The organism is Pseudomonas sp. Pme6b (genome assembly GCF_058129925.1).
This window is the reverse complement of sequence record NZ_CM176704.1, coordinates 5,804,734-5,825,018: the sequence shown is the minus strand read 5'-3', so window position 1 is coordinate 5,825,018 and position 20,285 is coordinate 5,804,734. Positions and strand designations below refer to the sequence as shown.

The window sequence follows — 20,285 nt, the reverse complement described above, 5'->3', positions numbered from 1 at the left end:
TGGATCAGCCGCGAGTCGATTGCGGCAATTCGGCGACCAGACGCAACGATGCTGTCAGTTCATCCAGTTGGTAATGCGGACGCAGGTAAGTCACGGCCTTGTAGACGCCAGGCTTGCCAGGCACTTCAAACACTTCGGCACGCGCTTCGCGCAACGGGAACTTGGCCTTGGCTTCCTGACTGGCGGTGTCATCCAGCAACACGTAGCTGGACAGCCACTTGTTGAGGAACAACTCGACATCCTTGCGCGATGCGAAACTGCCGATCTTGTCGCGCATGATCGCTTTCATGTAGTGAGCGATACGCGAGGTCGCGAAGATGTATTGCAGTTGCGCCGAAAGACGAGCGTTGGCGTTGGCAATGTCGGTGTTGTACTGCTTCTGCTTCTGGGTCGACTGAGTGCCGAAGAATGCGGCGTAGTCGGTGCCTTTGCAGTGCACCAGAGGAATGAACCCCAGGTCCGACAGCTCTTTTTCGCGACGGTCGGTGATGGCAATTTCAGTCGGGCATTTCAGCGCGATTTCGCCGTCATCGGTCTTGAAGGTGTGGGTCGGCAGGCCTTCGACCAGACCGCCGCCTTCCACGCCGCGGATCGCCACACACCAGCCGTAGCGGGAGAATGCATCGGTCACGCGAGTGCCCAGTGCGTAGGCAGCGTTCATCCACAGGTATTTGTTGTGGTCACGGCCATCGACGCTTTCGACAAAGTTGAATTCTTCGACTGGCGTGGTATCCGGGCCATATGGCAGGCGACCCAGCACGTGCGGCAGAGTCAGGCCGACATAGCGGGAGTCTTCAGAGGCGCGGAACGACTTCCACTTGGCGTATTCGACCGTATCGAAGATTTTCGCCAGATCGCGAGGGCCGGCCATGTCGGTGAACGAGTCCCAACCGAACAGCTCAGCCGATGCCGCGGAAATGAACGGCGCGTGGGCGGCGGCTGCAACGTGGGAGATCTCCTCGAGCAGGTACATGTCTTCCGGGCTGCGGTTGAACTCGTAGTCACCCAGCAACATACCGAACGGTGCACCACCGAAGGTGCCGTACTCTTCTTCGTAGATCTTCTTGAACAGTGCGCTCTGGTCGAATTCGGACGAGGCCTTGAGGTCACGCACGAGGTCTTTTTTCGAAGCATTGAGCAGGTGAATCTTCAGCGTGGTACTGGTCTCGGTCTGGTCAACCTGATACTTCAGGCCGCGCCAGGACGCTTCCAGCTGCTGGAATTCACGGGCGTGCATGATTTCGTTCATCTGCTCGGAGAGCATCGAATCGATCTCGGCGATGCGCGCGTCGAGCACGGCGATCAGGTCTTTGCTTGGCGTCATTTCGCCTTCAAGTACCTGGGCCACCAGTTCGCCGATCAGATCGCGGGTACGGGTGCGCTCGGTCTCTGAGCGCGCAACGCGGCTTTCGGAAATGATGCTGTCGAGCAGGGAGGATTGCGGGGCGAAGTTTTCAACTTCAACCAGAGCGCTGTCCTGCTGAGTCACGGGTTGCTTATCGGTCATCGTCAGGCTCCTCCTTACTCTTTGCTGTCGGTGGCAGGAACGGCGGCTTCACGGCCGAACTCCTTGCCCAGGGTTTTCAGCTTTTCAGTGTTCTGCAACACGTCCATCAGCAGTTCTTCAAGCTTGTCGTTGCCACCCATCTTGTTACGCAGGTCAGCCAGCTTGTTGCGCACTTCCAGCAGCTTGCGCAGCGGCTCGACCTGACGCACGACGTTCTGCGGCTCGAAGTCTTCCAGCGCATTGAAGTTCAATTCGACGCCAAGCTGAGTACCGTTCTTGGCCAGGGTGTTGTCGACGCGATACGCCAGGCGCGGCTTGATGCCTTTAAGGACGCCGTTGAAGTTGTCGCGATCGATGAAGATGAACTTGCGATCCTTGAGCTTGGGCAGCGGCTCCAGGGGGTTGCCGGAGAAATCGCCGAGAACGCCTACAACGAATGGCAGCTCTTTCTTTTCCTGAGCGTCGCCGATATCAACGTCGTAAGTGATATGGACCCGAGGCGCGCGAACGCGGTCAAGTTTGTGCTGGGTACTTTCCTTCTTCGCCATCGTCATCTCCTGTGCGAGCAACTCGCTGCAAGTCGTTTGCGTACCGGGCCTGGACAGGCCGGGCGCGATTAGAGTCCTTCAATCGTCAGCAAAAGGCGCTGACGGATTTCATCGTTCATTTCCAGAATGTTTTCGTGCCCGACCGACTCTTCAAAGCTTGTATTGCCTGCGATCTGCGTGCTGTTGCGAATGACCGACTCATCCGGCAGCTCGGAGCGCACCGGTGAGCTGATCACGCAGAACGGCAGATCGCCGAAGTCTTTCAAGCGCTCTAAACTGACCGGGAAGCGCAACCCTTCGAACAGGCGGCTCATGCCCGGTGACTTGCTCAGGCAATAGAACAGGACCAGATAATGCACAACGTAGCGATACAGCTCGGCGCTACTGCGATTAGGGTCCTTGATGACCTTGCGAAACTGCGCCAGATCGAAGGAGTTGAAGCCCACCACCCAGCGCACCGGGCTGGTGATGCGTATGGTCTGCCCGCTTTGTGACAGCACCATGTCGTATTCGAGCGGGAACAGCTCGGGCGTCGTACTGATCAGGTTCAGCGGCACTTCCAGTTCATTGACCAGCTTGAACGGCTCTGCCGATGCAATGCGGTCATAGAGCTCTTTAAGCTCCTTGAAATGGTGCTGAGTCTCTCGACCGCTGCTGCGTTGCGCGCCCTGCAGGTATTCACCGAAGAATGTCTGCGGGCGTATCAGCAACGCGAGGGTCGACAGGTAGTCGGACGCCTGCACCTTGAGCGCGTCGGAAATAGCGCGCGTCTGCTTGCGCAGCTTGATCAATGCTTCTATATCGAACGTCTGAGTCATCGGTACATCGTCCTTGAACCCTTCACGACCGCTTCCCGGATCAGACCGGGGACGGGGAAGAGTTGCGAATTTCTCGACTGCACACCTGCTCATGAAGTGGTTTTGCCATGTGCGTAAAGCAAAACGCACCGCCACTATGAGGAAGGATTTGGTGCTGGCATATAGATGTCGTCTAGCCAGCAGTGTGGTCTATGGCACTATTTTCAGTAGGAAAGTTCCTACAGGCGGTGGATATTTTCTCGGTTTTGTTACAGTAAGCAATGATTGCTATGAGCCACTACTGGTTAATATTACAGCAGTAATATAGCCGTAAGCCTTGATTTATAAGGGCTTTGGAGCGTTATCTGGATCCGATTTCGAACGCAATTAAGCTTAAAAAGATGAACTTATTTGCCCGCTGTTTGCGTCTTAAGGACGATAAAATCACGATGCCGTCTTGTGAGCGGATATTTCTCGGATGAGGGATGATGGCACCACGAGTGGTTCAGGTGGCAACAGGAGAGTGAGTGAAACGCACACCGATTCTTGCCGAGCGCAAGAAGGAAGGTGCTTGCTGATAAACGTCCCCGGATTTTCTTGCAGCAAACAAAAAACCCGCCGAAGCGGGTTTTTCCAAGACCATCCCGACTTCCTGTCGGACGCCTCCCAGGCGATGGTCGATCATCCTTGATCCTGGTGAACTCCCTGTTCACCACTTGATGGATCCAATCTTATGCGCCGCGTGCAGGTTCGGAAATAGCCAAGTTCCCCCGCCGCGTGTAAGCCTTTCGCTATACCTCACGTGTTCATGCTCGAACAGCGGGGTGAGGGGCAGGAATTCTGGCGTCAGGAAAGATTTTGCATCTGCAGGTTCGCCGACAGCAAAAATCGCCGACAATAAAAAACCCGCCGAAGCGGGTTTGTACCAAGACCATTCCAACTCCCTGTCGGCTGCCTTCCCGGCGATGGTCGATCGTCCCTGATCCTGGCGAACTCCTTGTTCGCCAGTTGTTGGATCCAATCTTACGGCGCTGATAGCAGGTGAAAAATAGCCAACCTTCCCTATTGCGTGTAAGCCTTTGGCTATACATGTGTAAGGTTTTGTATGTGGATGGCCGTGAACGTACGCATCAAAAAACCGGTTTTAGCGGCGAAACAGTTGCTCCAGAGGGGGTCAATGTGTTGCTAAGGCGAGAAAGTCGCCGCCACTTCACAATAACGCTGCTCGGCATTTTTACTGTCCTCGTCGCGATTTCGGGCAGCACGTTTGGTCCACTCCCGGCATTCCTCCTTGAAGTTGACCTGCGCAGCCTTGCGACACTCGCGCCGTTCGAATGAGCGAACGGCGAAGTTTTCGCAGACGCTGTCGCCGTCGATGCTGTTGCCGTAAACCCGCCACTGCGCCCGATAGCGGTTTCTGCCGTCCCATTCACGAATGGAGGCCGTCGCAACGCTGTAGGGCCGGGCCGAGCGAGCAGGGTTGCGAGCAGCGTTGGCTTTGAAGTCAGCCATGTAGTCTGCGGACACCATGCCTTTCGCCGGTTCTGCCTGAGCGGGTCGAGGAACCTGGCCAAAGCGACAGTTCAATACGCTCTCATCGATGACATTGCCGCTTTTCATGCAGTTATCCAGCGGCTGCACGGCGGCTGGCTGTTCCCGGGTTGCGGCGACAGGTAACAGCTCAGGCGCATGGATCGACGGCGCGGGTGCGGGGCTTGCCACCATTGTCGGTTCGCTGTCGATCACGGTGGTCTCTGGTTCAGGTGCAGGTCGCTCGACAGGTGCCAGTGCCACCTTTGGGCCTCGCCCATGAGACACGACCAGCCCGGCCAGGCAACCCGCAACGATAAGGCCTGCCAGCCATAGCCAGTAGGGCCGCGACTTGCCCGGTCGAGCGCTAAGTTTACGGCTTGGATGCGCGCCCAGAACGACATCGACCTGGCCCGGCACAAGGCGCTGAATGCGGATGATCCCGTCGTCTTCGGGTTGCTGTGTGGAATCCATTCCTGCTCCAGATCAAGCGGTATGAAGGTGAGCGCCGCGCCTGCTGACGCAGCAGGCATGAAATCTCAACGTTATCGGCCACGCGCCGTGTTTCTGTAACGCTTTGGTGGTGTATGCATTTGGCCTGTCGCGTTAAGGTTGGGACCGTGTTGTTTGACTGATGGATGAACCGCGAATGCACCAGCGTCTTGAGCAGGTTTTTGGTTACACGCAGTTCCGGCCAGGCCAGGAGGCAGCGATCAGCGCCGTGCTGGCCGGACGCTCGGCTGCGGCAATTTTCCCGACGGGCTCAGGCAAGTCGCTATGTTACCAATTGCCTGCGCTACTGCTGCCCAATTTGACGCTGGTGGTCTCGCCGTTGCTGGCGCTGATCCAGGATCAGCTTGCCTTTTTGCACCGCCACGGCATTGCGGCGGCAAGTATTGATTCGGCGCAAAGCCGCGATGACGTTGCCGACGTCATGGCACGCGCACGCTCCGGAGAGCTGAAGATCCTGATGATCTCGGTCGAACGCCTCAAGAACGAACGTTTCCGCAACTTCATCGCCCAGGTGCCGATTTCCTTGTTGGTGGTCGACGAAGCGCACTGTATTTCGGAGTGGGGGCATAACTTTCGGCCTGATTATCTGAAGCTGCCGGACTACCAGCGCGAATTCAACATCCCTCAGGCACTGCTGCTGACCGCGACCGCGACACCGCAGGTCATTACTGACATGCAGGAAAAATTCGCCATTGCCCCGTAGGACGTCATCACCACCGGCTTCTATCGCGCCAACCTGCACCTGTGGGTCAAGCCGGTCAGCGGGCGTGACAAAAGGCGCCTGCTGGTCGAGTGGCTCAATGAGCGGCGCGGCCAACCGACAATCGTTTACGTAACGCTGCAAAAGACCGCCGAGCATGTCGCGGTGCACCTTGAGCAGAATGGTCTGCCTGCCAGTGCTTACCATGCCGGGCTGCCTAATGATCAGCGCGAGTCGATTCAGAAGCGTTTCATGGGCGGCAGCCTGAACTGCATCGTGGCGACCATTGCGTTCGGAATGGGCATCGACAAAAGCGACATCCGTAATGTGGTGCATTTCGACCTGCCCAAATCCATCGAGAACTACAGCCAGGAAATCGGCCGGGCAGGGCGCGATGGTGGTGCCTCGGATTGTCTGGTGCTGGCCAACCGCGACAGCCTCAATGTGCTGGAAAATTTTGTGTATGGCGACACGCCGGAGCGCGAGGGGATTGCCCGTGTGCTGGAGGATTTGCTCGATGCACGCCATGACGGGCAGTGGGAGTTTCTGCTCGGGCCGCTGGCTGATCTCAGCAATATCCGTCAATTGCCGTTGAAGACCCTGCTGGTGCAGCTGGAACTGCGCGGGATCATCGCACCGCGCTACGCTTACTTCGCCGAGTACCGCTTCAAGTTTCTGCTTCAGCCGCACGACCTGATGGCGCGTTTCGAGGGTGAGCGGCGCGAATTCGTTCAAGCGTTGATCGATACGTCCAGCCGGGCGCGTACCTGGGCCACGGTCAACTTCGACGCGATGTACCAGCAATACGGTGCCGAGCGTGGGCGGGTGGTCAAGGCGCTGGATTACTTTCAGGAAAAGGGCTGGATCGAGCTGGAAAGCAAGCAGATGACCGAGGTCTACAGCGTGTTGCGCAGTGACTTTGACCCGCAGGCGCTGAGCGTCGAGCTGCACGATTATTTCGCCCACCACGAGGCCACTGAAGTTGCGCGCATTCATGCAATGCTTGAGGTGTTCTCCAGTGATCAGTGCCTGACTCATCGGTTGGCACGCTACTTCGGCGATTACAACGCGCCCGAGCAATGCGGCCATTGCTCGGTCTGCCACGGCCAGATCGCCCATCTTCCACAGCCACCTGCGCTGGAACCTCTGGATAACCGGGACTTTCAGCAGGTGTGCGGTGATTTTATCCACAAGCACCAGGACTTCACTGGCCAGCCACCCAGCGCCGAATGCCTGACGCGCTTTTTGTGCGGCATCAGCGTGCCTTTGTTCACCAAACTCAAGGCTCGCGCCACCAGCGGTTTTGCCTTGCTGGAGGATTATCCGTATGCTCAGGTGAGGGCATGGGTGCAGGCGATGCTCTAAAACAAAACCGGCCGCTCAAGAGCGGCCGGTTTTGATTCATCAGTAAATAACGGCTGTATCAGTCGCGATGACGACGATGGCCGTGGTGCTTCGGACGACGGTCATGATCGCGATAGTAGCGGCGATCATCACGGCCACCGCGATAACGACGATCATCGCTGCGGCTTTCGTTGCCCATGTAGTTGCCGAGTGCGGCACCACCGCCGCCGCCTACCGCCGAGCCGATCAGGCTGCCGGTGCTGCCGCCAACGCTGCGGCCTACAACGTTACCGCCTGCTGCGCCCAGACCGCCGCCAATGGCTGCTTCTGTACGGTTGCGACGGTCTGCACCGACCGCACCGCCGGCTGCGCCACCCAGGCCAGCGCCAATCGCTGAACCGGTGCTGCCGCCGAGCTGTTGACCGACGACCGAGCCGAGTACCCCACCCAATGCTCCGCCTGCGCCTGATTCGAGGTTGCCTGCAGAGGCTGCACCGCTGATCAAGGCAAGAGACAACAACAGTATCGAGGAATACTTCATGTATGGAATCTCATAGGGATGACGGCGCGATCTTGGTGTCAAGTGAAGAATGTAGCAATGCAATTCCGACGAGTAACACGATTGCCACACAAACTGCTAAGTTATTGTTTTGGCTAAGGAACTTAAGTCGGAAAAGAGAGTCTGAGGTTACTTGTGAAAGGCCCGTTTCCAGCGAAACGGGCCTTTTTTGTGGGCGTCTTTTATGAGCGTCAGATGATGCGGGCCGACTCTGCCGATCGCTCGAGACGAATGGCCACGAACTTCGACGTCGGCGTGCTGCTGCCATCGCCAACGCTTTCCAGCGGTACCAGCGGGTTGACCTCTGGGTAGTAGGCCGCAGCCTGACCGGCCGGAATGTCGAACGCCAGCAGGGTGAAGCCTTTGACGCGGCGCTCGCGGTTGTCGCTCCAGATTGAGATCACGTCAGCTTTCTGACCCGGCTGAAAGCCCAGACGAATGATGTCGGCTTCGTTGACGAACAGCACATCACGCTGGCCTTTGACACCGCGATAACGGTCGTCCAGGCCATAGATAGTGGTGTTGTACTGATCGTGCGAGCGCATCGATTGCATGATCAGGTCCGGAATCTGCCCGGTCGAGCTGATGTCTTCATGGATCAGGCTCAGCGGCAACGCGTTGGATTTGAAGTTGGCGCGCGTCGAGGCTGTGTTCCAGCGGCGTGCACCGGCGGCGTTGCCCAAGTAGAAGCCACCCGGATGTTTTACGCGCTCGTTGAAGTCTTTGAAGCCGGGGATGGTGTCGGCGATCAGGTCGCGAATGCGGTCGTAGTCTTCGACCAGCCACAACCAGTCCACAGGTGCCTTGCCCAGTGTTGCGTTGGCGATACCGGCGATGATCGCAGGCTCGGAACGCATCTGCTTCGACGACGGCTTCAACTGTCCGTTGGATGCGTGGACCATGCTGAACGAATCTTCCACGGTCACGGCTTGTGGGCCGTTGGCCTGGATGTCGATGTCGGTACGGCCGAAGCACGGCAGGATCAGCGCGTCCTTGCCGTGGAACAGGTGGCTGCGGTTCAGTTTGGTGCTGATCTGCACGGTCAGGTCGCAGTTGCTGAGGGCTTCTGCAGTGCGATGGCTGTCCGGTGTTGCCTGGGCGAAGTTGCCGCCCAGCGCGATGAACACCTTGGCGCGACCTTCGGCCATGGCGTGAATGGCTTCGACCACGTTGTGGCCATTTTCGCGGGGCACTTTGAACTGGAAGCGTTTTTCCAGAGCATCGAGCAGGAACACCGGTGGGCGCTCGTTGATGCCCATGGTGCGGTCACCCTGCACGTTACTGTGACCGCGCACCGGGCACAGGCCTGCGCCTGGACGGCCAATGTTGCCGCGCAGCAGCATCAGGTTGGCGATTTCCTGAATGGTCGCAACCGAATGGCGGTGCTGGGTGATACCCATTGCCCAGCACATGATGACGTTCTTGCCCTTGGCGTACATGCGTGCCGACTGTTCGATGTCAGTAAGCGGCAGGCCGGACTGCTCGACAATCTCGTCCCAGGACGTGTCATCGATGGCGGCCAGGTATTCAAGCACGCCTTCGGTGTGTTCGTTGAGGAACGCGTGATCAAAGACCGACGGCTCATTTGCCAGCTGTGCATCACGCTCCCATTGCAGCAGGAACTTGGCCATGCCGCGCAACAGCGCCATGTCGCCGCCCAGGGCAGGGCGGAAGTAGGCGGTGTTGGTCGGACGGTCACCGTTGGTGAGCATTTCGACCGGGTGCTGAGGGTGCTGGAAACGCTCCAGACCACGCTCTTTCAACGGGTTGACGCACACCACCTGCGCGCCGCGTTGTACCGCTTCACGCAGGGGTTCCAGCATGCGCGGGTGGTTGGTGCCGGGGTTCTGGCCGAGGACGAAGATGGCGTCGGCGTGTTCGAAGTCTTCGAACGTCACGGTGCCCTTGCCCACGCCGACGCTTTGCGACAGCGCTACACCACTGGCTTCGTGGCACATGTTCGAGCAGTCCGGGAAGTTGTTGGTGCCATAGGCGCGCACGAACAACTGATACAGGTACGCCGCTTCGTTGCTGGCGCGACCCGAGGTGTAGAACTCGGCCATGTTCGGGCTGGGCAGGTTCTTCAGGTGCTTGGCGATCAGCGCGAATGCGTTGTCCCAGCTGATCGGCTTGTAACGGTCGGTTTCGGCATCGTAGGCCAGAGGCTCGGTCAGGCGGCCCTGATACTCAAGCCAGTAGTCGCTCTGCTCCAGCAATGCACTGACGCTGTAGCGGGCGAAGAAGGCCGGATCGACACGGCGTTTGGTGGCTTCCCAGTTGACCGCCTTGGCGCCGTTCTCGCAGAACTTGACCAGGCCGCTTTCCGGCGAATCGCCCCACGCGCAGCCAGGGCAGTCGAAGCCGCCATTCTGGTTGGTCTTGAGCATCATGCGCAGGTTCTTCAGAGCGTTGTCACTGCCCAGCCAGTGTTGCGTCACGCTGATCAGTGCGCCCCAGCCGCCTGCCGCACCTTTGTATGGCTTGTAGCGGGGGATAGGTGTCTTGTCGGCTTGATGATGAGTGCTCACGCTTGAATCTCCATCGCAGGGCTATAGACCCGCGGCGCACTGTGCTGCGGCAGGTGAATTAAATTGAGGTTGTGGCGGCGGGCCCATTGCAGGGCCAGGCCGGTGGGCGACGACAGGCTGACCAGGGTCTGGATGCCTGCGCGCAATACTTTCTGAATCAGTTCCAGGCTGCAGCGGCTGGTCACGATGGCGACGCCGCCTGCCAAGGGGATGTCCTGACGGATCAATGCGCCGATCAGCTTGTCCAGCGCGTTGTGGCGGCCAATGTCTTCACGTCCCAGCAACAGCTGGCCGTTACCGTCCATGAACACCGCAGCATGCACAGCGCCACAATGGCGGCCAAGCGGCTGGAACTCACCGATGCGCTGACGCAGGCCTTCCAGCCACTCAATCGGCGGCAAGGGTGCGCCGGGCAGCACGTTCAGTTCTGGCAGAGCCTGCTCTACCGCTTCAACGCCACAGAGCCCGCAACCGCTGGTGCCTGCCAGTTGCCGACGCTGTTGCTTGAGTTCCCAGAAGGCACGGCTGGCGATTTCGACTTCGGCCTGCATCGCCGAGCCGCAACCGCTGATTTTGAAGTCGTAGATTTCGTCGTGCGAGGCAATGATGCCGCTGCCCAGGCTGAAACCGACGATAAAGTCTTCCAGATCGGTGGGGCTGACCAGCATGACTGCCTGGCTGATGCCGTTGTAGGCAATCGCCAGTGCCACTTCTTCGGCAAGTTCGTTACGTGCAGAGTCAGTGCCCTCGAGGTTCGAGTAGCTGTAAGACTGGCTTGCTTCGGGGGCTGGCGTAGCAAAGGACGCCGAGCTGACCTTGCGCGTAACGGGCATGGGCTGAAATACCGGCAGAATGACATCTGCAAGACTAGGCCCGTTCTGGTAAATCGTCTAATCGCTAGTGCTGATGTGCCGATAGATGACGTCGATCAACGCTCTAGCGCGGCATTTCTGCTACCAGTGCAAAGCAGGCTTCAGCCAGTGCCGAGCGCGGTGCACTGCGGCGCATGATCAACCCCAGCCGGGCCAGCGTACGGGCGTCGGCGATCGGGTGCAGGCGCAAATGCTCGGTGAGCGTTTCCAGGCCGCCATCCAGCGGCATGATCGCGCAGCAAAAACCGCCATGGACGGCCTGCAGCAACTGATGAACGGCATCGGTCTGGATCAATGGATTGGGCTGAAGGCCACGGCTGTGGAAGTTGTGATCGATCGATTGGCGAAAATGCATGCCGCTGGTCAGAGTGCCCAGCGGCAATTCGACCAGATCGGCCCAGCTCAACGGTTCGTCACCAAAGGTAAAGTGCCGACGGTCATACAGCAGCCCCATGCGCGTGTCGTCCAGGGTCAGCGAGTCGAAGCGTTCGGTGTCCAGCCGTTCCAGGTATGAAACGCCCAGATCGATACGATTGCTCGCCAGTTGTTCCAGCACCTGCTCGGAACTCAGTGACGACAGCTCGAAGCGCAGGTTGGGGTGCATCTGGTGCAGCCGGTGCAGCAATGGCAGCGGATCGAAGCTCGACAGCGGCACTACACCCAAGCGCAGTGTGCCGACCAAGTGCCCCCGGCAGGCAGCCGCTTCAGCCTGCAGGCCGTCGTAGGCTGCCAGTACCGTGCGTGCCCAGGCCAACACGCGTTCGCCTGGCGCAGTGAAGCCTTCAAAACGCTGGCCCCGATTGACCAGGGGCAAACCGAGCTCTTCTTCCAGATTGCGCAGACGCATCGACAAGGTGGGCTGGGTGATATTGCAACGCGCAGCCGCATGGCCGAAGTGCCTCGTTTCATCAAGGGCGATCAGAAACTTAAGTTGCTTGATGTCCATATTCACTCCGCTGGGCCGTCCAGACAGCCGATTCTACGCGTTCAGGCTGAAGGATGGAGCACGCCCTTGATCAGCTCCCGATAATCGTCCACCGCAGCGAACTCTTCGGTGTCTTTCGGGCCTTTCTGGCTGTTGGGCTGGCTGACGGCCAGCAAATGGGCTACACCAAAGTGGCGGGCGCTGCGCAGGATCGGCAAGGTGTCGTCGATAAACAGGCTGCGTGCCGGGTCAAACGCGGTGTCGGCCTTCAAGGCGTCCCAGAAATGCTGGCTCTCTTTGGGGAAGCCGTAATCGTGAGAGCTGATCAGGCGCTCGAAATAAGGCGCCAGCTCGATTCGCTCCATCTTCAGCGACAACGAATCGCGGTGCGCGTTGGTGATCATGATCACCCGTTTGCCCGCTTGCTTGATGGCGGCGAGAAAGGTCTCGGCGTCCGGGCGCAGTGCAATCATGTGCGCAATTTCGCGTTTCAGGTCGCGAACCGACAGTTTAAGCTCGGCGCTCCAGAAATCCAGGCAGTACCAATTGAGCGTGCCCGCGTTGTTTTCGAACAGCGGCTTTAACTCCAGCCAGGCCATGGCGAAACTGACGCCGTGCAGTTCGGCGTAGCGCTGCGGCAGGTGCTGCATCCAGAAGTGTTCGTCGTAATGCAGGTCGAGCAACGTGCCGTCCATATCCAGCAGGACGGTATCTATTTCGCTCCAGGGCATGGAAAGCATTAAGGCCTCGTCAGGGGTTGAGAGCGGGTAAGCATATCCGACACAGACATCGGGAAAAGCTCGGTATAGTACCTCGTTCATGTAAAGGAGCCTGTCATGCGTCAGAAACCTACCGTACTTGCCCGCGCAATCGTCGCCAGTAGTCGTCTGTTCCGCGTTGAAGAGCTGCAATTGCGCTTTGCCAATGGCGTCGAGCGGACCTATGAGCGTCTGGCCAGCAAAGGTACGGGCCCCGGGGCGGTGATGATCGTGGCCATGCTCGATGCCGACCACGCGGTGTTGATCGAAGAATATTGCGGCGGCACCGATGCCTACGAGCTGTCCCTGCCCAAGGGGCTGATCGAGCCCGGCGAAGACGTGCTGGCGGCCGCCAACCGCGAACTCAAGGAAGAAGCCGGTTTCGGTGCCCGGCAACTGGAATTGTTGACTGAACTGTCGCTGTCCCCCGGTTACATGAGCCAGAAAATTCAGGTGGTCCTCGCCACAGACCTTTATGAAGAGCGGCTGGAAGGCGACGAGCCCGAGCCAATCCGGGTCGACCGGATCAACCTGCGCGAGCTGTCGAGCCTTGCGCAGAATGCCCAGTTCAGTGAAGGCAGGGCGCTTGCGGCGCTGTACCTGACCCGTGACCTGCTAACCCAGCGTGGATTGTTCCAGCCATGACCGATTCGTTACAAAACCTGCCACATCCGCTGCTCGCCCCGGTGATTGAACTGGTCCGCCTGGCGGGCGAGGTGATCCTGCCGTTCTGGCGAGCCAATGTCACCGTCACCACCAAGACCGACGACTCGCCAGTGACCGCCGCCGACCTGGCAGCCCACCAGGTTTTGGTCGAGGGCTTGCAGGCGCTTGATCCGAGCATTCATGTGCTCTCTGAAGAAGACGCCGATATCCCGTTCAGCGAGCGAGCGAAATGGGAGCGCTGGTGGCTGGTCGATCCGCTGGATGGTACCAAGGAGTTTATCTCCGGCAGTGAGGAGTTCACCGTCAACGTCGCGCTGATTGAGCGTGGCCGCGTGGTATTCGGCGTGGTCTCGATGCCCACCAATAACCGCTCCTACTTCGGCGGTGCCGGGCTGGGTGCCTGGCGCAGCGATGACATCGACCACCTCCAGCCGATTGCCGTGCGCACTCAGCCGGGCGAAGGGCAGACCTTTACCGTAGTCGCCAGCCGCCGCCATTCCAGTCCGGAGCAGGAGCATTTGCTGGCTGGCCTGTCGAGCGGGCTTTGGCATTTGCAGCTGACCAATATCGGCAGTTCATTGAAATTCTGCCTGCTGGCCGAAGGTGCTGCCGATTGCTACCCGCGACTGGCCCCGACTTCGCAATGGGACACCGCTGCGGCGCAAGGCGTGCTTGAAGGCGCTGGTGGCGAAGTGCTGCAACTGGACGGCAAACCGTTCAGCTACCCGGCACGCGAATCGCTGCTCAACCCGTTCTTCCTGGCGTTGCCTGCCAACGCCGAATGGCGCGACAAACTGCTGGTGCTTGCGCAGTCCTGAAGCCAGCTTCAAGGCCTCTGCCCGGCGAGCGTAGGAGCGAGCCGGGCGACGCTTCGCTTGCTCGCGAAGGCGATTGTTCAAGCGATGAATTTTTGCGGATTGCACTGGCCTCTTCGCGAGCAAGCTCGCTCCCACAGGTCTGCGTACAGTGCATCCAATGCGTGCAGCCTCACTGGCGCAACACGAACTGCCCGACAAAGCGCACGGCCTGTTCTTCGCTTGATACAGGTATGCAGGGGCGAGCGCGCTCTTGTGGGAGCGAGCCGGGCGACGCTTCGCGTGCTCGCGAAGGCGATGGTTCAGACGATGAATTTTCATAGATTGCACCGGCCTCTTCGCGAGCAAGCTCGCTCCCACAGGTCTGCGTACAGTGCATCCAATGCGTGCAGCCTCACTGGCGCAACACGAACTGCCCGACAAAGCGCACGGCCTTTTCTTCGCTTGATACAGGTATGAAGGGTCAAGCGCGCTTTTGTGGGAGCGAGCCGGGCGACGCTTCGCTTGCTCGCGAAGGCGATGGTTCAAACGATGAGTTTTTGCGGATTGCACCGGCCTCTTCGCGAGCAAGTTCGCTCCCACAGGTCTGCGTTCAGTGCATCAACTTCGCGCAGCTTCACCGGTGCAATACAAACTGCCCGACAAAACGAACAGCCTGTTCTTCGCTGTCCTGCGCGGTAATGCTGGTGTGCAGGGTCATGCGGGCGCGGCCTCGGCGTTGGTAGGTGGTGATGAACTTGTCCCACAGCGCCAGCTCTGGCGCATCACAGCGGGCGATGGCGTCGGTGCGTACCGGCAGTGGATAACTGATCTGCCCGTCCTGAATCACAATATGCCCATCGCTGATCCGGCCTCGCGTAGCCGCAGGTGCAGCCAGCCCCAGCCCGCCAGCACTGCGCCGCAATACAGGCTGCCGCCGAACAGCGTGTTCTTGTGATTGACGTTGGGTGCCAGTGGCAGGTGCAGGCGCAGTGTCTGGTTGTGCCAGTCAATCACGCGCATGCCCATTTCGGGGTCAGCGGAATGTCGTGGTGCAGCACCTGCTCAAGTTCGCGGGCTGCGTCATGTTCAGGCTCAATCGTTGTCATCGGAAGCTCCGCTGCTGTCGCCAAACGTCAGGCCGTGTTTACGCAGTTTGTCGTGCAGGGTTTTGCGCGGCACACCCAGCGCTTCCGCCAGGCTGCGAACCGAGCTGTGCGGGCGAGCCAGCTCGGCGGCGATCAAGGCCCGTTCGAAGCTTTCCACCTGATCACTCAAGCCGCCGCCCGGCGGTGGCGCCTGCTCTGCATCGCCGCCCTCCAGCTCCAGCTCGAGACCCAGCGCAAAGCGTTCGGCGGCGTTTTGCAGTTCCCGGACGTTGCCCGGCCAGTTATGACGCAGCAACAGCGCGCGCTGGCCGGGCTTGAGTTCGTGCTTGGGAATGCCGTGGCGCATGCTCGCGGCATCGGCATAATGCTCGAACAGCATCAGCGCGTCTTCGCCACGTTCGCGCAACGGCGGGATACGCAGCGAGGCCACGTTCAACCGGTAATACAAGTCCGCCCGGAAGCGGCCCTGATCAGCCGCCTGCCGCAGGTCCTCCTTGGTCGCCGCAATGATGCGGATATCCAGCGGGATCTGCTGATTGCTGCCCATTCGCTCGACCACGCGTTCCTGCAACAGGCGCAGCAGTTTGACCTGGACATCCAGGCTCATGCTTTCAATTTCATCGAGGAACAGCGTGCCGCCGTTGGCAAACTCGAACTTGCCGATACGCCGCTTCTGCGCGCCGGTGAAGGCCCCGGGCTCGTGACCGAACAGCTCGCTTTCCACCACCGATTCAGCCAGCGCGCCGGCGTTGATCGCTACGAACGGGCCGCTGCGGCGGTTGGACAGGTCGTGCAGCGCGCGGGCGACCACTTCTTTGCCTGCGCCGGTTTCACCGAGGATCAGCACGTCGGCTCGCGTCCCGGCCAGTGCGCCGATTTGTTCGCGCAGACGCAGGATCGGCGGCGACTGACCGATCAGGCGTGTGCTCAGTTGTTGGCGATCACTCAGGGCCAGGCGCAGGCTGCGGTTATCCAGCACCAGACGGCGCAGCGCCAGGGCACGGCGCACGCTGTCGAGCATGGCGTCGCTGGCGAAGGGCTTTTCCAGAAAGTCGTAGGCCCCGGCGCGCATGGCTTTCACCGCCAACGGTACATCGCCATGCCCGGTGATCAGCAGCACCGGCAGGTCGGGGTCCTGCGCGTGAAGCTGGTCGAGCAGCTCCAGGCCATCCATGCCCTGCATGCGAATATCGCTGACCACCACGCCCGGCCAGTCGCGGCCAATGCGTTCGGCCAGCCCGGTTGCCTCGGGCAGCGACAGAACGTTCAGGCCAGCCAGGTCCAGCGTCTGACGCAGTGCCTGACGCAGGTGCGAATCGTCGTCGATCAGCACCACCTGAATCTGGCTGTCGATGGCTGTGTCCGAACTCATGCAGAAAGGTCCTCTGGCGGTTGAAGATTGGCTCCGGAAGCACCGGCCCGCAGGCGCAGGGTCAGCAGCGCACCGCCGCTGGGATGGTTGGCGAACAGCAATTCGCCGCCCAGCGCGCGCATCAGCGTATCGCAGATGGCCAGACCAAGGCCAAGCCCCTGGGTGCGGGTCTTGGTCGTAAAGAAGGGCTCGCGAGCCCGTGCCAGCGCTTCCTGGGAAAAACCGGGGCCGTTGTCACGAATGTACAGGTTAACGCCCTCAGCGGTTTGCTCGACACTTATCCACAGCCTGCGCGGCGGGCCTTTCTCGGTGAGGGCGTCCAGCGCGTTGGCGAGCAGATTGCCGAGCACCTGACGCAGGCGGGTTTCACCGGCCTGCACCCAGATCGTGGCGTCCGGCAGGTCACGGATCAGTTCGACTTCCATGGCGCGCCGCCGCTTGGCCAGCAGCGCCAGCGCATCTTCCAGCGCCGGTTGCAGTGCCACGCTTTCAGGGGCGTGGCGGTCGCGACGGGCGAAGGCGCGCAAGTGCGCGATGATCGAGGCCATGCGCCCGGTCAGTTCGCTGATCAGCTTGAGGTTGCCGCGTGCGTCCTCGGTGCGCTGATGATCGAGCAGCACTTCGGCGTTTTCGGCGTAACTACGGATGGCGGCCAACGGCTGATTCAGCTCATGGCTGATACTCGCCGACATGGTGCCCAGCGCCGTCAATTTGCTGGTCTGCACCAGTTCGTCCTGGGCCTGCACCAGCTCCTGCTGCGCCTGTTCGCGCTCCAGCACTTCCTGACGCAGCCGGCTGTTGAGCCCCTCCAGATCGCTGGTCCGCTCGATAACCCGCATCTCCAGTTCGCGGCGCGCCTTGGCCTCGAAAGCGATGCGGTCCAGATAATGACGACGACGCTGCATCATCAGGCCCAGCAACAACATCAGCACCAGAAGCGCCGCGCCGCCAATCGCCACCACCGTGCGTACCTGACGGTCAACAAGGGCGCGAGGCGCGAGAATGTTCACGTTCCAGCCGGTTTCTTCGATGGCCTGGGTCTGGGTCTGGGTCAGCCAGGCGTGCTCATCAATCCTCAGAGGTCGCGGATCGCGGGTCGGGTAGGACTGGATCGCGACAATGGCCTTTTTCTCGTCATCGGTCAGGTCGCGGGTCGCCCGAAAGCGCCACTCCGGGTTGGAGGTCAGGATTACCACGCCGTTCTGATCGGTCAGCAGCAGTTGCTCGGGCGTCTTGCCCCACAGGGTTTCGGTGTGGTCCAGGTCGACCTTGATCACCAGCACGCCGATCACCCGATCACCATCGCGCACCGGGCCTGCAAAGAAGTAGCCACGTTTGGCCGACGTAGTGCCAAGGCCGAAGAAGCGCCCGGTTCTGCCCGCCAGCGCATCAATGAAATAGGGCCTGAAGGAAAAGTTTCGGCCGATGAAGCTGTCCTTCTGTTCCGAGTTCGAGGCGGCCAGGGTCAAGCCGTTGGCGTCCATCAGGTACATGACGTCGGCACCGGTCTGGCGCGTTATCTCGCTGAGCAGACGATTGGCGTTTTTCAGGGTGGTGACGTCGCTCGGTGCGGCCAGTGCGCCGAGAATCTGCGGCAGGGCTTCATAACGGTGCAGGGTGCCGAGCAGGTTGGCGACGTACAGGTCCAGGGTCTGGCGGTTCTGGTTGGCCAGCACGCTGCGGTAATAACGTTCGGCCAGATGCTCCAGCGGCCACAGCAACGGTGCCAGGCACAGTGCCAGAAGGGCAAGGCTGCGCCAGCGAGGGCGGGGCGGCAGAGCAGCAGAAGTCATGGTCATCGATTGGCCGTCGCCGAAGGGTTGGCGATGCCTGCCGGCGACAAGGCCGGTACAGGCAACAGAAACACCCGGTCGATCCTGACGTGGGCATCAGGCGCGTATTATGCCCGCCGCCGACTCGTCAGGCACCCGGACATTGCGCCGGGTGGCCTGTGATCATGTGTTCAGGGAAACAGATCGGCTTCTTCCAGGCGTTTGCCTTGCTGGTCTTTGGCCGACAGATTGGGCTGGCCGTCGAATTGCCAGTCGATGGCCAGGTCCGGGTCGTTCCAGGCGATGCAACGCTCAGCTGACGGCGTGTAGTAGTCGGTGGTCTTGTAGAGAAACTCGGCATTCTCGCTGAGTACTACGAAGCCATGCGCAAAACCTTCCGGCACCCACAGCTGCCTGGCGTTTTCAGCGGACAGCTCGACGCCGACCCACTGACCGAAGTTCGGCGAACTGCGGCGAATGTCTACGGCCACATCCAGCACCTTGCCAACGGTGACGCGCACCAGTTTGCCCTGGGCGTTTTCGATCTGGTAATGCAGGCCGCGCAGCACGCCTTGCTGCGAACGCGAGTGGTTGTCCTGCACGAACTCACGGGTCAGGCCAGTAGCAGCCTGAAAAGCCCTGGCGTTGAAGCTTTCATAGAAGAAGCCTCGTTCATCACCGAATACCTTGGGTTCCAGAATCAGGACTTCCGGCAATTTTGTCGCTACTACGTTCACGTGGCTTCCCCTGCAATCTTCAATAAATGGTGGCAGCTCGACAGTCTGCACTCACGCGCGTCTGCCGAAAAGTAGGGTGATCAGGCAATCAGGTCCTTTGGGTCGGTGAAACCCAGTCGTTCGCCCTGATAACTGCCGTCCTGAACCCTGCGGCACCAGTCCAGGTTGTCCAGATACCACTGCACCGTCTTGCGCAGCCCGGACTCGAAGGTCTCTTCGGGCGTCCAGCCCAGGTCGTTGTCGATTTTGCTGGCATCGATGGCATAGCGCTGGTCGTGGCCCGGACGGTCAACCACGTAGGTGATCAGGTCTCTGTATTGCGCGACGCCCGTCGGGTGCTGCGGGGCCAGCTCATCGAGCAGCGCACAGATACCGCGGACGACGTCGATGTTTTTCTGCTCGTTATGACCGCCGATGTTGTAGGTCTCGCCGACTTTGCCTTCGGTCACGACCTTGAGCAGTGCTCGTGCGTGATCCTCGACATACAGCCAGTCGCGCACTTGCAGGCCATTGCCGTACACCGGCAGGGGCTTGCCCGCCAGGGCATTGAGAATCACCAGCGGGATGAGCTTTTCCGGGAAGTGGAACGGCCCGTAGTTGTTGGAGCAGTTGGTCACCACCACCGGCAGGCCATAGGTGCGGTGCCAGGCGCGCACCAGGTGGTCGGACGCAGCCTTGCTTGCCGAGTAAGGTGAGCTGGGCGCATACGGCGTGGTTTCGGTGAACAGATCATCGACACCGTGCAGGTCGCCATACACCTCATCAGTGGAGATATGGTGGAAGCGGAACGCCTGGCGCTGCGCTTCCGGCAATTTCAGCCACCAGGCGCGCGTGGCTTCCAGCAGGCTATAGGTGCCGACGATGTTGGTCTGGATGAACTCGGCCGGGCCATCGATGGAGCGGTCGACGTGGGACTCAGCCGCCAGGTGCATGATCGCCTGCGGCGCAAAGCGTTCGAGCACCGCACTGACGCGGGCCTGATCGCAGATATCCGCCTGCACGAACTCATAGCGCGTGTCGGTCGCAATGGACTGCAACGATTCAAGGTTGCCCGCGTAGGTCAATTTGTCGAAGTTCAGCACTTCGTGTTCGGTGTTGTTTATCAGGTGGCGGATCAGTGCAGAGCCGATGAAACCTGCGCCCCCGGTAACGAGTATTCGCATGAACTGACCTTCTTGTGTGTTTTGACGTAATAGCAGCATAGCGCTTGAGCGCATATGGCGAGATAAGGTCATTAAACCCGAGCAGGCGGTT

At 60.0% G+C, this 20,285-nt stretch carries 16 protein-coding genes and 2 pseudogenes; 3 read left to right on the top strand and 15 right to left on the bottom strand.

Annotation, left to right across the window (positions count from 1 at the left end; genetic code table 11):
* Positions 1–4: 4 nt before the first annotated feature.
* The 5 genes from tssC to AC4ANE_RS26520 form a co-directional block, all read right to left on the bottom strand.
* A complete protein-coding gene (tssC, locus tag AC4ANE_RS26540; RefSeq protein ID WP_003343625.1) occupies positions 5–1,507 on the bottom strand; it encodes a type VI secretion system contractile sheath large subunit in 1,503 nt (500 codons plus the stop codon).
* 14 nt (positions 1,508–1,521) lie between these two features.
* Positions 1,522–2,055, bottom strand: coding sequence for a type VI secretion system contractile sheath small subunit (tssB, locus tag AC4ANE_RS26535; RefSeq protein ID WP_002551425.1), 534 nt, complete (start codon positions 2,053–2,055; stop codon positions 1,522–1,524).
* Between the two features lie 68 nt (positions 2,056–2,123).
* On the bottom strand, positions 2,124–2,873 hold the full coding sequence (locus tag AC4ANE_RS26530) for a hypothetical protein (RefSeq protein ID WP_460408618.1): 750 nt from the start codon (positions 2,871–2,873) through the stop codon (positions 2,124–2,126).
* A 484-nt stretch (positions 2,874–3,357) separates the two neighbouring features.
* Positions 3,358–3,537: a hypothetical protein gene (locus AC4ANE_RS26525; protein ID WP_135000809.1), complete on the bottom strand. Its 180-nt coding sequence runs from the start codon at positions 3,535–3,537 to the stop codon at positions 3,358–3,360.
* A 500-nt stretch (positions 3,538–4,037) separates the two neighbouring features.
* Positions 4,038–4,856: a hypothetical protein gene (locus AC4ANE_RS26520; RefSeq protein ID WP_002551427.1), complete on the bottom strand. Its 819-nt coding sequence runs from the start codon at positions 4,854–4,856 to the stop codon at positions 4,038–4,040.
* A 175-nt stretch (positions 4,857–5,031) separates the two neighbouring features.
* Here AC4ANE_RS26520 and AC4ANE_RS26515 point away from each other — a divergent pair.
* Positions 5,032–6,960 (top strand): annotated as a pseudogene (locus tag AC4ANE_RS26515) (RecQ family ATP-dependent DNA helicase).
* Between the two features lie 58 nt (positions 6,961–7,018).
* Here AC4ANE_RS26515 and AC4ANE_RS26510 read toward each other — a convergent pair.
* From AC4ANE_RS26510 to yrfG, 5 genes are all read right to left on the bottom strand, one after another.
* Entirely contained in the window at positions 7,019–7,480 is a 462-nt protein-coding gene (locus tag AC4ANE_RS26510) for a glycine zipper domain-containing protein (RefSeq protein ID WP_002551428.1), read from the bottom strand.
* A 209-nt stretch (positions 7,481–7,689) separates the two neighbouring features.
* Positions 7,690–10,026, bottom strand: a complete 2,337-nt coding sequence (locus AC4ANE_RS26505; protein ID WP_031598301.1) for an FdhF/YdeP family oxidoreductase — start codon at positions 10,024–10,026, stop codon at positions 7,690–7,692.
* Positions 10,023–10,859, bottom strand: a complete 837-nt coding sequence (fdhD, locus tag AC4ANE_RS26500) for a formate dehydrogenase accessory sulfurtransferase FdhD (protein WP_002551429.1) — start codon at positions 10,857–10,859, stop codon at positions 10,023–10,025. Before fdhD ends, AC4ANE_RS26505 begins: the two co-directional genes overlap by 4 nt.
* 103 nt (positions 10,860–10,962) lie before the next feature.
* Positions 10,963–11,844 carry a LysR family transcriptional regulator gene (locus AC4ANE_RS26495; protein ID WP_002551430.1) on the bottom strand — a complete coding sequence of 294 codons (882 nt, stop codon included), beginning with the start codon at positions 11,842–11,844 and terminating at the stop codon, positions 10,963–10,965.
* Between the two features lie 41 nt (positions 11,845–11,885).
* Positions 11,886–12,563 (bottom strand): GMP/IMP nucleotidase, encoded by a 678-nt coding sequence (gene yrfG, locus AC4ANE_RS26490; protein WP_002551431.1) that lies wholly within the window; start codon positions 12,561–12,563, stop codon positions 11,886–11,888.
* 96 nt (positions 12,564–12,659) lie between these two features.
* Between yrfG and nudE the strand changes: the two genes are divergently transcribed.
* Positions 12,660–13,226 carry an ADP compounds hydrolase NudE gene (gene nudE, locus AC4ANE_RS26485; RefSeq protein WP_002551432.1) on the top strand — a complete coding sequence of 189 codons (567 nt, stop codon included), beginning with the start codon at positions 12,660–12,662 and terminating at the stop codon, positions 13,224–13,226.
* Positions 13,223–14,065 (top strand): 3'(2'),5'-bisphosphate nucleotidase CysQ, encoded by an 843-nt coding sequence (gene cysQ / locus AC4ANE_RS26480; RefSeq protein ID WP_002551433.1) that lies wholly within the window; start codon positions 13,223–13,225, stop codon positions 14,063–14,065. The genes nudE and cysQ overlap by 4 nt, the downstream gene beginning before the upstream one ends.
* A 613-nt stretch (positions 14,066–14,678) precedes the next feature.
* Here cysQ and AC4ANE_RS26475 read toward each other — a convergent pair.
* The 5 genes and pseudogenes from AC4ANE_RS26475 to rfbB form a co-directional block, all read right to left on the bottom strand.
* Positions 14,679–15,150: pseudogene (locus AC4ANE_RS26475) on the bottom strand (YiiD C-terminal domain-containing protein).
* Complete coding sequence (locus AC4ANE_RS26470; protein WP_044322105.1) at positions 15,137–16,522, bottom strand: sigma-54-dependent transcriptional regulator; 1,386 nt, start codon at positions 16,520–16,522, stop codon at positions 15,137–15,139. The pseudogene AC4ANE_RS26475 and the gene AC4ANE_RS26470 overlap by 14 nt, the downstream one beginning before the upstream one ends.
* A complete protein-coding gene (locus AC4ANE_RS26465) occupies positions 16,519–18,321 on the bottom strand; it encodes a sensor histidine kinase (protein ID WP_460408616.1) in 1,803 nt (600 codons plus the stop codon). The genes AC4ANE_RS26470 and AC4ANE_RS26465 overlap by 4 nt, the downstream gene beginning before the upstream one ends.
* A 164-nt stretch (positions 18,322–18,485) precedes the next feature.
* On the bottom strand, positions 18,486–19,031 hold the full coding sequence (rfbC, locus tag AC4ANE_RS26460; RefSeq protein ID WP_002551436.1) for a dTDP-4-dehydrorhamnose 3,5-epimerase: 546 nt from the start codon (positions 19,029–19,031) through the stop codon (positions 18,486–18,488).
* Between the two features lie 80 nt (positions 19,032–19,111).
* On the bottom strand, positions 19,112–20,194 hold the full coding sequence (gene rfbB, locus AC4ANE_RS26455; protein WP_002551437.1) for a dTDP-glucose 4,6-dehydratase: 1,083 nt from the start codon (positions 20,192–20,194) through the stop codon (positions 19,112–19,114).
* Positions 20,195–20,285 lie beyond the last annotated feature (91 nt).

Excerpts from the sequence above, each read along its gene's own strand:
- tssC (WP_003343625.1), bottom strand. The coding sequence starts at position 1,507 with ATGACCGATAAGCAACCCGTGACTCAGCAGGACAGCGCTCTGGTTGAA.
- tssB (WP_002551425.1), bottom strand. The coding sequence starts at position 2,055 with ATGGCGAAGAAGGAAAGTACCCAGCACAAACTTGACCGCGTTCGCGCG.
- AC4ANE_RS26530 (WP_460408618.1), bottom strand. The coding sequence starts at position 2,873 with ATGACTCAGACGTTCGATATAGAAGCATTGATCAAGCTGCGCAAGCAG.
- AC4ANE_RS26525 (WP_135000809.1), bottom strand. The coding sequence starts at position 3,537 with ATGATCGACCATCGCCTGGGAGGCGTCCGACAGGAAGTCGGGATGGTC.
- AC4ANE_RS26520 (WP_002551427.1), bottom strand. The coding sequence starts at position 4,856 with ATGGATTCCACACAGCAACCCGAAGACGACGGGATCATCCGCATTCAG.
- AC4ANE_RS26510 (WP_002551428.1), bottom strand. The coding sequence starts at position 7,480 with ATGAAGTATTCCTCGATACTGTTGTTGTCTCTTGCCTTGATCAGCGGT.
- fdhD (WP_002551429.1), bottom strand. The coding sequence starts at position 10,859 with ATGCCCGTTACGCGCAAGGTCAGCTCGGCGTCCTTTGCTACGCCAGCC.
- AC4ANE_RS26495 (WP_002551430.1), bottom strand. The coding sequence starts at position 11,844 with ATGGACATCAAGCAACTTAAGTTTCTGATCGCCCTTGATGAAACGAGG.
- yrfG (WP_002551431.1), bottom strand. The coding sequence starts at position 12,563 with ATGCTTTCCATGCCCTGGAGCGAAATAGATACCGTCCTGCTGGATATG.
- nudE (WP_002551432.1), top strand. The coding sequence starts at position 12,660 with ATGCGTCAGAAACCTACCGTACTTGCCCGCGCAATCGTCGCCAGTAGT.
- cysQ (WP_002551433.1), top strand. The coding sequence starts at position 13,223 with ATGACCGATTCGTTACAAAACCTGCCACATCCGCTGCTCGCCCCGGTG.
- AC4ANE_RS26470 (WP_044322105.1), bottom strand. The coding sequence starts at position 16,522 with ATGAGTTCGGACACAGCCATCGACAGCCAGATTCAGGTGGTGCTGATC.
- AC4ANE_RS26465 (WP_460408616.1), bottom strand. The coding sequence starts at position 18,321 with ATGACCATGACTTCTGCTGCTCTGCCGCCCCGCCCTCGCTGGCGCAGC.
- rfbB (WP_002551437.1), bottom strand. The coding sequence starts at position 20,194 with ATGCGAATACTCGTTACCGGGGGCGCAGGTTTCATCGGCTCTGCACTG.